Here is a 14,582-nt window from a genome sequence, read left to right on the forward strand (position 1 = left end):
GACGCCCCCACGTGGTCAACCGGTACGTTGGGCAACTCGTAACCGAATTGTTACCGAACGACGAAGGAGCGAATTTCCAATGCGCAAGACCGTCAAGACCAACCTCACCCGTCTGGGACTGGCTGCTGGTGTAGTGGCCGCGCCGGCCCTCGTTGCCCCCGCCGCGGAGGCTGCAACCGTTGGGCAGTGGGACCAAGTGGCGGCGTGTGAGTCCGGCGGTGACTGGCACATCAATACCGGTAATGGCTACCAGGGTGGTCTGCAGTTCAGTGCTCAAACGTGGGCTGGCCACGGTGGCACCCAGTATGCGCCAACCGCTGATCAGGCTACGAAGGCGCAGCAAATCGAGATTGCCGAGAAGGTTTTGGCTTCTCAGGGTGCAGGCGCATGGCCAAATTGTGGTGGCCCGGTAGCCTAAGGGCCTCGCATGAGGGGGGATTCTGCGACGATGCGGTACGCGGAAGTCAGCGGTTTGCCAGGGGCCTTGCATGAGGGGGGATTCTGCGACGATGCGGTACGCGGAAGTCAGCGGTTTGCCAGGGGCCTTGCATAAGGGGGATGGTCAACCAAGGGGCATAAGGGGGATGATTAACCAAGGGGCATAAGGGGGATGCCCAACTAAGGGTTACCTTGCTTAGGTAAGGGTAACGCGGGTAGTAGTTGAATCATGCAGATGACTTCTACTACCTTGCGCTCGCCTTCCGCGGGCCGCGAAACCGGGGCTCGCTCCGGTTTCCTTCGCATGTTTGCCCTTCTGGTAGCCGCAATCTTTGGCTCCGCAATGCTCGTTGCATGTGGTTCGGACGCATCGGATTCCGGCGATAGCAAGGGCGAGTCAGGCGAGAAACGAGTAGTCGCCCTCGACTGGCGCTACGAAGAGATTTTGGAGACGTTGGGCGTGAAGCCAGTAGGCGTCGTAGAAATTGGCAAGTCCTCCGCACCCAAGACCTTGGAAGGCAAGCTGGATGGCATACAATCAGTCGGCCAGGCTAAGCAGCCAAACCTGGAAGTTATCCAGTCCTTGGAACCCGATCTGATTCTGGCTAGCCCCACTCGTCAAGAGGCGATCATGCCCCAGCTGAAGGAGATCGCGGAGACGAAGGCTTACTCCGATGCTTCCTACACCGATGTCCTCGATTCCATGGATGACATCGCCAAGCAGCTGGGCAAGGAAGATAAGGCCAAGGAAGTTCGGGATCGCATCGAGGGCAAGGTCAACCAGGCCAAGAAGGAAATTAAGCCCGGCACCCGCGCCGCCCTTGTCGGTTGGTCCAAGAACACTCTGTACACGTGGATCAAGAACTCTTTCGCAGGATCCCTGCTGACCGCCGCCGGTTACGAGTACGGCTACAACGGTGAGCGTTCCGCAATTGAATCCAAGACGGATGTGGCGGAACTAACCGGGGACAAGCTGCCGGGTATGAAGCTGGACACGATGTTCCTGTACAACGACATCGAAGGCTTCAAGGCCAGCCCTTACAAGGATGTGGTCAAGCACATCGTGGACGTGGAACAAGATACGTGGTCCCGCTCCCGCGGTCCGCTGGCGGCGGAGGCGATGCTTGACCGGATCATCGAAACCGCTAAGGCAAAGGGATAAATGACTGTAACGCTCGTGCGTACCGTCGATTCTGAATCAGAACCCACTCCCGACGGTAAAGCCACAGCTAACCGCTCTAGCCGCGCTCGCGCTCCGCGACGCGCGGCTTCGGCCGTTGCAGTTGCTGTGTGTCTTGCCGTGATTGCGGGAATGTGGTGGTGGCGCATGGGTGCGGTAACTGTTCCGGCCAATGCACCGCAACTTGCCGCGGAGGTGCATGCGGTCATGCGCGACCGACTACTGGCGGCCACGGTTATTGGTCTCGCACTGGGTGCCGCGGGCGTTTTGCTGCGCACGGCAACGCACAACCCGCTGGCGGATCCCGAGATTACGGGTGTTAATTCGGGGGCTGCATTCGGTGCCGTGGTTGGAACCACCATCACCGGATCGATCTCCGGTGCTGCGGTGCTCCCAGGCGCGCTGGTGGGAGCGGGCTTGGCGGCTCTCATCACGGTAGGCATCGGTTTGCGAGCCAACTCCGCGGATCCCACCGGAGCTGCTGCAGTACAGCGCATGATTCTGCTGGGCATTGCGATTTCTGCATTGTTTTCGGCCCTGACCGCCGTTACGCTGGTGATCGATGAGGCGCAGCTGTCCACCGTGTTGTCGTGGTTGTCTGGACGCTTGGGCGGGGTGCGTTTGGCGGACATTATTCCTTGCATCATTGCCGTGGTTGTCGTTATACCCGCACTGTGGTGTGCCGGCCGGGGGTTAGATACCCTTGCTGCGGGTGATGCCCTCGCCAGTTCGGTGGGGGCCAATCCCCGCTTTACCCGCATGCTCGCGGTGCTTGGGGCGGTTGTGCTGGTGGCGCCAGCCGTGGCGGCCGCGGGGCCTATTGGCTTTCTGGGTTTGATGGCGGCTGTTGTCGCGCACCGTGTGGCCGGACCTCGCCACCGGTTGGGGCTGTTGGTCGCTCCCGTCGTGGGTGCGGCGGTTTTATTGGTTGCCGACGCCACATCTCAGGCGTTGTGGGCCCCCGCCGAAACTCCGGTGGGTGTGGTCACATCCATCGCAGGTGTGCCGTTGCTGCTGTGGGGTATTAACCGACTGCAACCGCGAAAGAAGGTGCGTGTTGGCAGAGCAGTTTGGGGTGGTCGGCAGTGATTAGTCGCGAGAGCGAATGCGGTCCAATTTCGTCCGGGGTGCAGTTTGGGGTGGTCGGCAGTGATTAGTCGCGGTAGATTCTGGACCGTCATTGTCATACTCGTTGCTGCCCTGAGCGCAGCCGTGGTCGTGGGCTTGGGAATAGGTGCGGTGATGAAACCTCCTGCGGAGGTGCTCCACGAGCTGTTCTCCGGTGGCAAGTTGGTGTGGCGCTACCGCATGCCTCGCGTACTTGTGGGCATACTCGCCGGCGCTGCCATGGCGGTATCTGGAGCATTACTGCAGATCGCGTTGCGCAATCCCCTCGCAGCACCCGATACCGTCGGGGTAACGGCAGGTGGTGGGCTCGCAGCCGTGGCCGCGTTGCTAAGTGTGGGTTCGTTGCCTGCCCAGGCTTTAACTCCCGTGGCGTTTGTTGGCGCAATGATCGGCGCCGGACTGGTGTTGTTGCTTGCCGGACGGGGTGCGAATGATCCGATTCGGTTGACGCTCACGGGTGTGGCGGTCTCCGTGGGGCTGGGAGCGTTAACGCAGTTGTTGCTGGTGAAAGCTGCCCCAGAAGCTGGTGCAGCCATGACCTGGCTCAAGGGTTCGCTGTATGCACGGACCATTGCGGATGCCCAGATCATTGCGCCGTTCGTTATTGCCGTGATCGTGATAACCGTGGTTCTGGCGCGGCACTTGGACATGCTGAATTTGGATTCCTCCGCCATGGCGGGCGTGGGAGTGAATGAAAAACTGTGGCGCGCCATCGCCGTTGTGTGCGCAATTGCATTGGGGGCAGCCGCGGTCGCCGCTGCTGGTGTGTTGGGCTTCGCCGGATTGATTGTCCCCCATGCGGCGCGGTTATTGGTGGGTAGCGCGGGGCGTCGGGTAATACCGGTATCCGCGCTAGCGGGAGCCACACTTGTTACTGTGTGCGACGCCTTAGGGCGATGGGCATTCGCGCCAACCGAAATCCCCGTGGGGGCATTGATCGCCATCGTGGGCGCTCCGTACTTCGTGTACCTGTTGTTACGGTTATCGCGAACGAACCCCAATGCCACCGTCGGGCGAGGTAAGAGCAAGAGCGCTCTGCGTATTGAAGAAAGGACGGTGGCATGACTGATAAAGATGCGACCGATAAAAGGATGGCCGGTAGTGATGTGCCCGGCAGCGGGGCGGCTGGTACCCGGGTGATTGACGGCGGGGCGGCCGAACGTGCGCATGGGCAGCCAGCGGTCACACGTGCGGGGCAACTCAGCGCCGAGGGAATCACCGTTGGATATGGTGGGCCCGCAATTCTGCAGGATGTCAGCCTGACCATTCCCGCGGGGAAAATCACGGCGCTGATCGGTCCGAATGGATGTGGCAAGTCCACTTTGCTGCGCGCCTTGGGTCGGCAACAACCGCTGTCCGCGGGGACGGTGCGGTTGGATGGGGATCCCATTCGCGACCTGTCTGCACGCCAGTTTGCGCGCCGCGTTGCCTTTTTGCCACAGCAACCTGTGACGCCCGAAGGGGTGACCGTACGCGAGGTCGTAGCGTATGGTCGCTATCCATATACGGGGGCATTCGCATCGCTGAGCGCTAAGGATCGTGAGGCCATTGAGCTGGCGGCCGACAAGGCTGGTGTGGATGAGCTGCTGGATTCGCCCGCCACGGAGTTATCCGGTGGCCAGCGCCAACGGGTGTGGGTGGCCATGACCGTGGCGCAGCAGACACCGATCTTGTTACTGGATGAACCCACGACGTACCTGGATCCGGCGCATCAGATTTCCATTTTGGATTTGGTGCGGGATCTCAATGCCGCGGGCCGTACCGTGGTGATGGTGGTGCATGATATGACGCACGCCGCACGCTTTGCCGATCACATCGTGGCGATGCGTGACGGTCAGGTGGTTGCCGCGGGGGATACCGAAGAGGTGATGTCCGCCGAATTAGTTCAGGCGGTTTTCGGGATTGGGTGCTTGACTGTGAAGGATCCGGAAACCGGCCGCGAATTGCCGGTGCCGTATCGGTGAGAATAGAGCGCGGCCTCGCGGCGCCCGCAGGGTTCGTTGGCATACGTGGTGAGTTGTGATTGGGGTGCAAGGGCAGTAGCTGCCCTTGGGGCAAGAACTCGGACAGGTGGTGCCCCGTCACCGATGTTGTTGGTTGACTTTCTTGCTATCGGGCCAGTGTTTGCTAGCCGGATGGTGTTTTTCGTGGGGGGTTTGAGCAAGGAAGCTGCTAAACTGCACATATGCTAACCCCTTAGGTAAAGGAAACTATCGCATTCTCTACACTTGTGAAGTGTTTGGTGGCAAAATGAAGGCCGGACAATTCAGTTAATCTCCACTAATTGAACGGAGTGAGTGACAACCATGAGCGTGGAATGCACCACGAGCGCCCGCGAACTAGTTGCGGGCATCGTCGAAGATGGAATGACAATTGCCGTGGGTGGATTTGGACTATGCGGAGTGCCCTACGACCTCATTGAGGGCGTGCGGGATTCAGGCGCCAAGAACCTCACGATTGTGAGTAACAACATGGGGGTCGATGGCCAAGGCCTCGGCATCCTATTGGAAAACAAGCAGGTCAGTAAGGCTGTTTCCTCCTACGTAGGAGAAAACAAACTATTCGCGGAACTTTACCTGGCTGGCGAGCTAGAGGTGGAATTCAACCCACAGGGAACTCTCGCCGAGCGCCTGCGCGCAGGCGGTGCCGGCATTCCTGCGTTCTACACCGCCACCGGAGTGGGCACCATGATCGCGGAAGGTAAGCCCGAAGCTGAATTCGACGGCAAGCGCTACATTCAAGAACGCGGAATAGTTGCGGACCTCGCGCTTGTGCACGCGCACACCGGCGATATCGACGGCAACTTGGTCTACCGTTTGACCGCACAAAACTTCAACCCGCTGTGCGCTGCCAGCGGAAAGGTCACCATTGCTCAGGTCGAGCACCTCGTGGGCCGCGGCGAGATCGCGCCCGACCGTGTTCAAACCCCCGGAGTGTACGTCGATCACATTATCCAGGCCCAACAGCGCGAAAAGCCGATTGAAAAGAGGACCACGCGGTAGGGGACCAGCGGGGCGTCGGAAATAAAAAGGGTACGTACAGCAAAGCGCATAGAAAGCGAGTAGAACAATGGCCTGGACCAGAGACGAAATGGCTGCGATGGCGGCGCAAGAACTCAATGACGGCGATTACGTGAACCTGGGTATCGGGATCCCCACGTTGGTCGCCAATCACCTGCCGGATGGCGTGCGGGTGATTCTGCAAAGCGAAAACGGGATCCTCGGGATGGGGCCGTACCCAACGGAAGAGGAGGTGGATGCGGACCTCATCAACGCTGGCAAGCAGACTGTAACCCTGCTGCCTGGCGCCGCCACGTTCGATTCCGCCACGAGCTTTGGCATGATCCGAGGTGGACACGTGAAAATGGCAGTGCTAGGTGCAATGCAGGTGAGCGAACGCGGTGACCTCGCCAACTGGATGATCCCCGGCAAGATGATTAAGGGCATGGGCGGTGCGATGGACCTGGTCTCCGGCACTCCGCGCGTGGTGGTGCTGACGGATCACGTTGCTAAAGATGGCTCCGCCAAGCTCAAGCGCGAATGCGACTTGCCACTGACCGGTGTACAGGTGGTCAAGCGGATCATCACTGACCTGGCCAGCTTCGATGTGGCCGAGGATCACTTGGTGCTGCGGCAGCTCGCGCCGGGAGTGACGGTGGAGGAGGTCGAGGAAAAGACCGAGGCCACGTTCGTAGTGGACCTGGTGTAGCGCAGCCCCGTTGAACCCTATTGCTCTAGGTACTTCTCCGGAATGTCCAACGCGCGCAGGTCGTCGATGGATTTCGTGGATTTGTCCAGCGCGGCCTTCACCACGTGGCGCATCTGCGCTTCGGGGTCGGGAATACGGCGCTGCTCGCTCATCAACACGGTGAGAATCTCCGGCTGATCCTTGAAGCAGTGCCACACCACGGCGTTGGCCAGCGATTCCAACACCAAACCACGGGGCTGGAGTGCCTGCTCGGGGCGTTCCGCGCGCTTGCCACCGCCGCGTGGGCGCACGTGCAGATCCTGCTGGCCGATGCCAACAACGGCGCCGTCTTTGTTCTTAACGATCGAGGTATATGGAACATTGCAGTAGCCATCCTTATCGATGGTCTGCTTGATCCACGCCACCATCTCGTCCGGTACCTCCACCTCGAGGTACGCGCCGTCGCGGCCCGGCTGCAGGTACTGGAAGGTGCCGGTTCGTGTCCAGGCTTCATAACCGACGCCCATGCGGCGCGCCACCAGCGTGCCGAATAGCACATCGGTCATGGAATACAACGTGCCACCGAAAGCGGCACCGTGCATGTTCTGGTTCCAAAACCGCAGGTTTAGTTGAATGCGGCCGTAGGACCAATCCTTGGAAACGTGCGTGAGTTTAATGCCAGAAAACAGCAATGGCGGCCAAGCACTCATCCATTTGCGCAGGCTATCCGGGGAGCTCATCGTGCGCGCGATGAGCTTGGGGAAGGTCTTTTTCTGCAGCTTCTGAATAGAGCGGAAAGGGCCGGGGACTGTGGAGCGAGGCTGTTGTGAATTCATCATTAACTGAATCTACTCCATACCGGCAGCGCTAGCGACGGAAACCGCCCCGCTGGTCACTTAAGCCGGTGGCGCCAATTCGGGCAGGGGAATCTCGTTTTCATTGAGCGCCTTGAACACTGGGTCGAACTGCTTGAGGGCCCAGCGCACCGAGAGGGCCGTGGCCATCGAGGTGGCGTTGTTCTCGGCTTCGGTGACCTGCACCGCGCGTCCTTCTTTGACGACCGGCAACGTCTTCCACCCTGGGGCTTTGTTGATGTCCCCATCGATGGTCCACATCAGGGTGAGGTCGGAATCCAGCAGATCCACGCGCTCTGGGGAAATGCTCACACGGTTTTCTTTCTTCGCGAACTCCCGTAGCTTGGGGTTCACTTCGAATCCCAAGCGGGTGAACATGTCGTTGGAAGGATCGCCGGGATTGGCCACAGCGGAATACTGGCCACCGAAGAACATGCCCCACGTGAAGGTTTTTCCCTTGAGATTCGGGTACTTCTTCGCAGTTTCGGCAACCTCGTTGTTCACATCCTCCACCAGTGTGTTGGCTTCGTCTTCCTTACCGGCAATTTGCCCGGCGATCTTGGTCAGCTGGCGCCAATCATCCACTCCGGTTTCCTTGCCCAGAACCGGCACCGTGGGGGCAATGTCACTGAGCTTCTTGTAATACGCCTCGTCCGGCACCCAGCCAGCGAGGATTACATCGGGCTTGAGCTCCGCGATCTTTTCCGGCGTGATCTCCTGCAGATCGAAGTTGTAGGTAATGGATTGGTTCGCCGCGTTGTCCTGTGCCCATGGAATCTGCTGCTTCGTGTTCGCCGTAGCGGAAACCACTTGGGCCTCCACCGGTACGTTCAGCGCATTGAATGCATCGGTCCACCCCTGCGCCATCGTCACAATGCGCTTGGGGTTCTTCGGCACCTCGGTCGTGCCCATGGAGTGCTTGACGGTGATTTTTCCCGACGCCGAACCATCCTGTCCTGCGCTTTCCCCGCCGGTTGTGCTATTACCTCCACCGTTGTCGGAGCAGGCCACGGCACCCATGCTCAACGCGACGGCGGATGCAGCGGCCACCACGCCCCGCCGCCATGCCCGGGTACGGAACGAGCCGGCTGTCTGGGGAACGCGTTGCGGGGCAGCGTGTGGCGTCGAGTTGAAAAAGGCAAGGTAATTTCGCAAGACAGTGGGCCTTTCGGGTTCCAAGCCCGCCTGGGAAAAGACGGTGCGGAAGAAATGTCCGTATTAGTCTAGCCGGTGCCAGGACTGCGGCACGGGGAATTCCCAGTACAGTATTCGGCATGTCCACAACCGATAAGGCGAAAACCGAACGCCCCATTGACGACGGAGCTGAAGGGCTCTCCGGCAACGGGATCCGCAACGGCGCGGGCAGCGCGATACCTCAGCAGCCAGGTGTGACAATGACGGGCAGCCCGCTGGCGCTGCTCAACCGCTGTGGGCCATTACTGGTGCTCATCGGCGCGGCACTGATTGGCATGAACGCATGGTTCTACTGGCACTTCTCGTGGAATCACGGCTTGATGGATGCCGGAGTTTTCCGCGATGCCGGTTTCGCGATCACCCATGGCTACCCGCTGTATTCGGACGAGTTCCCCACGCGTAGCGGCTTCCGCTTCCTCTACCCCCCGTTTGCAGCCGTATTGTTTGCACCGTTGATGCTGGTCAACGAATGGTTCCAAGATATGGCCTGGACGATCGGCACAATCACTGCGGTGTTCGCGACCGTGGGAATGTGCGCCCACCGGCTGGGGTTGCGCCCGTGGTGGATGTGGGCCGTGGCGTGCGCGGGGTTCAGCGTGATTCTGGAGCCCCTGCGTTCGCACTTGGATTATGGGCAGATCAATATCTTCCTGGTCGCTCTCGTCGTGGCCGACGTGTTGGGGTACATTCCGCGCCGGTTCCGCGGCGTGGGTGTGGGTATTGCAGCGGGTATCAAGATCACACCGGCGGGTTTTGGGCTGTTGTTCTTGGTGCGCAAGGATTGGGCTAGCGTGGCCCGGTCGATTGGCACGTTTGGGGCCACGGTGTTGATCGGGTTCCTCGTCCGTGGCGGTGATGCGCTGTATTTCTGGACGGAGGAGTTCTTCGGCTCGGATCGTGCGGGCGCGCCGGGTTACCCCCGCAATCAGGCGCTGACTGGTTTGTTGACTCGCGCCGGCATGGATCCCGATATGGCCGCGAAGGTGATGCTGCCTGGTTTCTTGATCATCGCGGTGCTGTGCCTGTGGGGTGCCAACCGCTATGAGAAAGCGGGGTATACCGTGGCAGCTTACCTGCTGATCACGCTGGGCATTTGCCTAGCTAATCCGGTAGCGGTTACACATCACTGGTCGGGCATTGTGGTGGCGTGGGTGCTGGTGATGGCGCCGGTGCGCCGTTGGCTGGTGCTGCCGTTGTTGTTCATGCTGTTTGCCTTTTACTTCCGGTGGTACAAAATCTATCCCCAGGTCGAGACCTTTACCTTTAATTTGCGCACGTGGTTGGAGGGCAATCTAGAGGGCATCAGTGGTGTGATCATGTTTATCTGCCTTCTGGTGGTGGCTGCGCGGGTGAAGGCGCGGGAGGCTGCCCACGAATCCGCAACTCGCGGTGTAGTTACGGCGGGGACTGTGCCGTCCCGTGGTGCGCCCATGGGTTAGTCTGCGCGTTCGATTCCTTTTTCGGGATTGTCGCTGCCCCGGGCTACATTGAGCCCATGCGTACTTCGTCTTCGTCTTCCCCTGTCCGCCGTCCGCGCTCTGGTCTGGTCGCTGCTGTCGCTGCCGTGGTTATCGCCGGTGCTTCCTTGGCGGGGTGCGCGGTCGATTTTGGCGGGATAGCTGGTGGCGGGGCTGCCACTTCTGCTTCTTCTATGTCGACGCCCCCCGCTGCCCCTTCTCCCGATTCTCCCCAGGGGGCCGATTCCAGCGGTGGTGGGGATGCGGACGGCGGGCGCGAAGACGGCGGGGAGCGTCAAGGAAGCTCGTTCCCAGCACCGCGCCCGGGTGCTGGTGAAGGTGGGGGAGGGGAGAGGCGGGGTGGCGTCGACCACAAAACCGGCGATGCCGCAGAAGCGGTGCGCCTGCGTGGGTTGCTGGCGACTCTAGAGGTCAAGGGGCGAGCGCCGAAGAATAATTATCGGCGGGCGGAGTTCGGCCAGCGGTGGAAGGACGTGGACCGGAACGGTTGTGATCAGCGCAATGATGTCTTGACGCGGGACTTGCAGCAGGTGGAGGCGCCGAAGGGGTGTAAGGTACTGCGCGGGGTGCTCAATGATCCGTACACCGGCCGGGTGATTGAGTTTCAGCGTGGGCAAAGCACTAGTAGTGCGGTGCAGATTGATCATGTGGTGGCGCTGGCGGATGCGTGGCAGAAGGGGGCACAGCAGTGGACGGCGGAGCAGCGGGAGGTGTTCGGGAATGATCCGCAGAACCTGTTGGCGGTGGATGGGCCGGCCAATATGCAAAAGGGCGCAGGTGATGCAGCGACGTGGTTGCCGAAGAATAAGGCGTTCCGGTGCCGGTATGTTTCCATTCAGATTGAGGTGAAGGCGAAGTACAGGTTGTGGGTGACTCCGGCGGAGCGGGATGCGATGGATCGGGAGTTGGGGCGGTGTGGGTGAGGATTTTCCTTGCCTGCTTAGGGTCACTGGGTGCCTATTGATTCGGAAGGTGGAACCGCGGGAGTGAGAGTGCGGGTCCACCCTGGAGATTTGTGATTTTCTATCGGGTATATGGGCCACCTCGTAGATATCCGCGGTCCGTTGCAGAAATCGTGCGCCTGTGCGCCATGAGCCCGTCGAGAGGGTGTCAGATGGTTTGTGTGGGGGGTTCCACCACATAGTCTGAAGGATGAACCATTATGACAACTATGTCTCCGAAGAAACATCAGAACGCTGATCAGGTTAAGGCTGTTTCCAACAGGATCATGGCGAGCCCGGAATTATCGAAACTGATAGGTGAGCTAGCCCAGGCTGCCGATGGCGACATCAACGCGCTTGTCCGCGGGGTGCTGCAGTCATCGATCAACAGCGGCCTGGCCGCTGAAATGGAGGCGCACCTGGGTTATGAATCCGGTGACCGTACGGCAAAGGCCGCTGCGGGGCAGACAAACCATCGCAATGGTAGTTATTCAAAAACAGTCGATACGAACTACGGGCCGATCGAGATTGACATTCCCCGTGATCGTGATGGTTCGTTTATCCCGCGAATGGTTCCCAAAGGCGCCCGTCGGATTACAGAGCTGGATGACATGATCGTGTCCTTGTATGCCGGCGGCATGACGATTAGGGATATCCAGCACCATATTCACACCTCCTATGGGGTGGATATGTCCCATGAGACGATCAGCAACGTCACCGATTCGGTGCTGGATGCCGTCATGCAGTGGCAGCACCGCAAGCTGGATGCGTTTTATCCCATCATGTTTTTGGATGCCATCCGCATCAACGTCCGCGACGGTGGCAGAGTCGTCAACAAAGCGGCCCACATTGCTGTAGGCATTGACCTCGACGGAATCAAACACATCCTCGGCATCTGGGTTGCCGCCAATGAGGGTGCATCGTTTTGGTCAGGGGTATGCGCAGAACTAGCCAACCGCGGAAGCGAAGACGTCTTCATCGTTGCCTGTGACGGACTTAAAGGTCTGCCGGAAGCCATTGAAGCAACCTGGCCGCATTCACTCGTGCAGACCTGTGTGGTGCATCTGATCCGTAACGCCAACAAATACGTCGCTTACGGTGACCGCAAAGCCGTCTCCGCCGCGCTAAAAGAGGTCTACACGGCAGTCAATGAGACCGAAGCACGCAGCGCGCTTAACCGGTTTGCTGACAGTGAACTCGGTAAGAAATACCCACAATCTGTCTTGGTATGGGAACGCGCCTGGGAGAGGTTTGTACCGTTTCTGCAGTTCACCCCGCAGGTGCGGAAAATGGTCTACACGACCAACGCGATCGAATCACTCAATAGTGAACTGCGTAAAGCCACCCGCAATCGCATCCAGTTCCCCAACGATATCGCTGCAGTAAAAGCACTGTGGTTGACGATCTGCACGATCGAAGACAAGCGAGCACTCAAGCGTGCAAAGAAAGCGAAAGGGGCACCGAAACCAGATAAATCAGGACGCATAATCGAAGGGAGAACAACCGTCGGCTGGATGGAAGCACTCAACCAAATGATCGTCGCCTACCCCGACCGATTCGCCCCATACATCTAGAAAACAAACCATCACACACAAAAAACTTGACACGCCCGCGGCGGTGGTGACCACGGTGGATACGGGGGATCCTGGGCGGGTGGGGTGTGGTCAACATACCCCTGCCCAGACGCCACCCGAGGCGCTAACCCCAACGGGTCCTGGGCGTTATACGAACCCACAACCGGCTGGTAATACCGAAACCGGTTATACACCCACCCCGACTCCGCATCCTCATACTGACCGGCAAACAACAACGGACTCGACACCCCACCGCACCAGGTCCGCTTCCCATACAAACTCTGCGCCACCCGGCCTAGCCGAGGTAGTCACCCCACACCCATCACCAGCAGCAACAGTGTTCTGACCGATCACCTCACCAGTAACCGGATCAACCGACCACACCGAACCACAGCCCACAAGCTGCTGCGCGGTGGCATAGAAACTGATGCATCAACGGCTTTTCACCCAACCGCTTACGCGCCGTCTGCACCATCCGACCAGCCGTCTTGGTCTGGAGTAACTCCACCTGATCTAGTGTGGAAACTGGTAGTAAGGAGTCTGGAAAAAAAGGTTGGGTTAATCCTCGTCTGTGCTTGCCTGTGTGGGTATGGGGGGCATCTAGGCACCAACATCTGAATTGCTCGATCCACAGGTCTAGGCTTCTCAATGAAAATACCGTCCACGGAACCAACGGCAAAGTTCGTTCTTCGGCACTGGCCGCGCGAACGGCCATGCCTGACACGAACATTTCAATCGACCATTTTTCTCTGTTGAGTGTCACTGTGTGGCCACTTGGACATGTTCCGTCCAAGACTTCTCTCGGAACAAACTGTCGCGTGTTTGGATCGTAGATTGCCGCATCACTTAGAATCGCAGTGTTATCTGGATCGAAAGCATAGTCTCCAGTCTGTAGCTGGGCAATTCGCTTAAACGCGCCGTGTTTTCCCAGAGATGAATGCTGCAGACAGAAGGGCGGAATTATCCATTCATTCTCATCTTTTTTCATGGTAGAAGCTTTCCCGCTGCCCGCAACCCCTAGAATTAAAAGATTATTAGAAGTCAAGGGTATCCCCATGAGAAAACCAAAACCGGTGTGATACTTCGCCCTCAACAAGAACGCATCGAGATATCCATTTCTTACTTTAAGGCCAAGGTGGATGTCATTAGATCGACGGACTGATTTGTGTGCGTCTGAAACTACGATTTGATAAGACATATTGATCTCCGATATTTAGGCCTAAAGACCGACAACTTTGACTGCTCCGGTATCAACCATGTGCCGAGCCCACAAGATGGCGCCTTGCCGTAAATGCAGGGGAGCGACTCCCCTTGGCGAAATTTCGTGTCGAGCATTCAGTAACTGGCTACCATCCTTCTGCATATGTAGCGCATCTATTTCAAGCTCTTCAAGGGATCTCGCTTGGCGTCGGGTCAGCGAATCTGCGCCCGAGCTGAGCTTGGTCTGATCCATTTTCGCAACCTGCATATCGGTCCCAAAGCGACTACCGTGCTGGCCTGCCCGAGCAAGAGGATTATTAGTCATTCCAATGTACTGCATCTCGTTGCCGGTTTTGTCCATATAGGAGTAGACATAAGCGTCCGTGTTCCTTCCGTTAAGCCAGGCTTGCACAGCTGATCGGTCTTTCGCTGGAACTCCAGCAGCTTTAAGCTCATTGAGGCTAACCTCGTGGCACTTCAAACCCAGTACGTCGACCCAGTGTGCTGCGTGGTCAACATACCCCTGCCCAGACGCCACCCGAGGCGCTAGCCCCAACGGGTCCTGGGCGTTATACGAACCCACAACCGGCTGGTAATACCGAAACCGGTTATACACCCACCCCGACTCCGCATCCTCATACTGACCGGCAAACAACAACGGACTCGACACCCCACCGCACCAGGTCCGCTTCCCATACAAACTCTGCGTCACCCAGCCTTCTACCTGTCCGGTGGCCGGATCAATAATCTCCTGCGGAGCACCAGCTACATCAGCCACCAGAGCATAAAACCTCGCATCCACCCGCGCTGGCGACACACCAGATACCCGCCACACCCTACGGGTCACATCCGTTGTATGACCTGCAGCCTCACTGGGGTCGATGTTCTTTTACCCGCCGCCTGCAGGC

At 58.8% G+C, this 14,582-nt stretch carries 15 protein-coding genes; 10 read left to right on the forward strand and 5 right to left on the reverse strand.

The features are described 5' to 3' along the window. Positions 1-79: 79 nt before the first annotated feature. The 7 genes from CAURIC_RS00235 (at position 80) to CAURIC_RS00265 (ending at position 6,454) form a co-directional block, all read left to right on the forward strand. Positions 80-418 carry a transglycosylase family protein gene (locus CAURIC_RS00235; RefSeq protein ID WP_035114295.1) on the forward strand — a complete coding sequence of 113 codons (339 nt, stop codon included), beginning with the start codon at positions 80-82 and terminating at the stop codon, positions 416-418. A gap of 363 nt (positions 419-781) precedes the next feature. Beyond that, positions 782-1,600 (forward strand): ABC transporter substrate-binding protein, encoded by an 819-nt coding sequence (locus CAURIC_RS00240; RefSeq protein ID WP_235700731.1) that lies wholly within the window; start codon positions 782-784, stop codon positions 1,598-1,600. Next, positions 1,601-2,707 carry a FecCD family ABC transporter permease gene (locus CAURIC_RS00245; RefSeq protein WP_084588161.1) on the forward strand — a complete coding sequence of 369 codons (1,107 nt, stop codon included), beginning with the start codon at positions 1,601-1,603 and terminating at the stop codon, positions 2,705-2,707. Positions 2,708-2,767: 60 nt separating this feature from the next. Continuing rightward, positions 2,768-3,811, forward strand: coding sequence for a FecCD family ABC transporter permease (locus CAURIC_RS00250; RefSeq protein WP_412766408.1), 1,044 nt, complete (start codon positions 2,768-2,770; stop codon positions 3,809-3,811). After that, a complete protein-coding gene (locus CAURIC_RS00255; protein WP_235700730.1) occupies positions 3,808-4,710 on the forward strand; it encodes an ABC transporter ATP-binding protein in 903 nt (300 codons plus the stop codon). The genes CAURIC_RS00250 and CAURIC_RS00255 overlap by 4 nt, the downstream gene beginning before the upstream one ends. 342 nt (positions 4,711-5,052) lie before the next feature. Continuing rightward, positions 5,053-5,748, forward strand: a complete 696-nt coding sequence (locus tag CAURIC_RS00260; RefSeq protein WP_035114301.1) for a CoA transferase subunit A — start codon at positions 5,053-5,055, stop codon at positions 5,746-5,748. A gap of 67 nt (positions 5,749-5,815) precedes the next feature. After that, positions 5,816-6,454, forward strand: coding sequence for a 3-oxoacid CoA-transferase subunit B (locus CAURIC_RS00265; RefSeq protein WP_035114303.1), 639 nt, complete (start codon positions 5,816-5,818; stop codon positions 6,452-6,454). Between the two features lie 17 nt (positions 6,455-6,471). Here the strand turns inward: CAURIC_RS00265 and CAURIC_RS00270 are convergent, their stop codons facing one another. Together CAURIC_RS00270 and CAURIC_RS00275 are read right to left on the reverse strand one after the other, a co-directional pair. Next, a complete protein-coding gene (locus tag CAURIC_RS00270; protein ID WP_156963449.1) occupies positions 6,472-7,272 on the reverse strand; it encodes a PaaI family thioesterase in 801 nt (266 codons plus the stop codon). Between the two features lie 57 nt (positions 7,273-7,329). Beyond that, entirely contained in the window at positions 7,330-8,442 is a 1,113-nt protein-coding gene (locus CAURIC_RS00275; protein WP_290182867.1) for an ABC transporter substrate-binding protein, read from the reverse strand. 119 nt (positions 8,443-8,561) lie between these two features. Here CAURIC_RS00275 and CAURIC_RS00280 point away from each other — a divergent pair, with 119 nt between their 5' ends. From CAURIC_RS00280 to CAURIC_RS00290, 3 genes are all read left to right on the forward strand, one after another. Then, the gene (locus CAURIC_RS00280; RefSeq protein ID WP_052095012.1) at positions 8,562-9,920 is read left to right on the forward strand and encodes a glycosyltransferase 87 family protein; all 1,359 of its coding nucleotides are present in this window, start codon (positions 8,562-8,564) and stop codon (positions 9,918-9,920) included. 56 nt (positions 9,921-9,976) lie between these two features. Continuing rightward, positions 9,977-10,882, forward strand: coding sequence for an HNH endonuclease family protein (locus CAURIC_RS00285; protein WP_035114308.1), 906 nt, complete (start codon positions 9,977-9,979; stop codon positions 10,880-10,882). Positions 10,883-11,121: 239 nt separating this feature from the next. Beyond that, the gene (locus CAURIC_RS00290; RefSeq protein WP_290182870.1) at positions 11,122-12,474 is read left to right on the forward strand and encodes an IS256 family transposase; all 1,353 of its coding nucleotides are present in this window, start codon (positions 11,122-11,124) and stop codon (positions 12,472-12,474) included. A gap of 11 nt (positions 12,475-12,485) precedes the next feature. Here CAURIC_RS00290 and CAURIC_RS00295 read toward each other — a convergent pair whose 3' ends face one another. The 3 genes from CAURIC_RS00295 to CAURIC_RS00305 form a co-directional block, all read right to left on the reverse strand. Continuing rightward, positions 12,486-12,764 carry an RHS repeat-associated core domain-containing protein gene (locus tag CAURIC_RS00295; protein WP_353959082.1) on the reverse strand — a complete coding sequence of 93 codons (279 nt, stop codon included), beginning with the start codon at positions 12,762-12,764 and terminating at the stop codon, positions 12,486-12,488. Between the two features lie 80 nt (positions 12,765-12,844). Further along, entirely contained in the window at positions 12,845-13,672 is an 828-nt protein-coding gene (locus CAURIC_RS00300) for a hypothetical protein (protein ID WP_035116417.1), read from the reverse strand. Positions 13,673-13,693: 21 nt separating this feature from the next. Further along, positions 13,694-14,452 carry an RHS repeat-associated core domain-containing protein gene (locus CAURIC_RS00305; protein WP_290182876.1) on the reverse strand — a complete coding sequence of 253 codons (759 nt, stop codon included), beginning with the start codon at positions 14,450-14,452 and terminating at the stop codon, positions 13,694-13,696. Between the last annotated feature and the right edge of the window lie 130 nt (positions 14,453-14,582).

Source organism: Corynebacterium auriscanis (genome assembly GCF_030408435.1).
GTDB classification, from domain to species: Bacteria; Actinomycetota; Actinomycetes; order Mycobacteriales; family Mycobacteriaceae; genus Corynebacterium; species Corynebacterium auriscanis.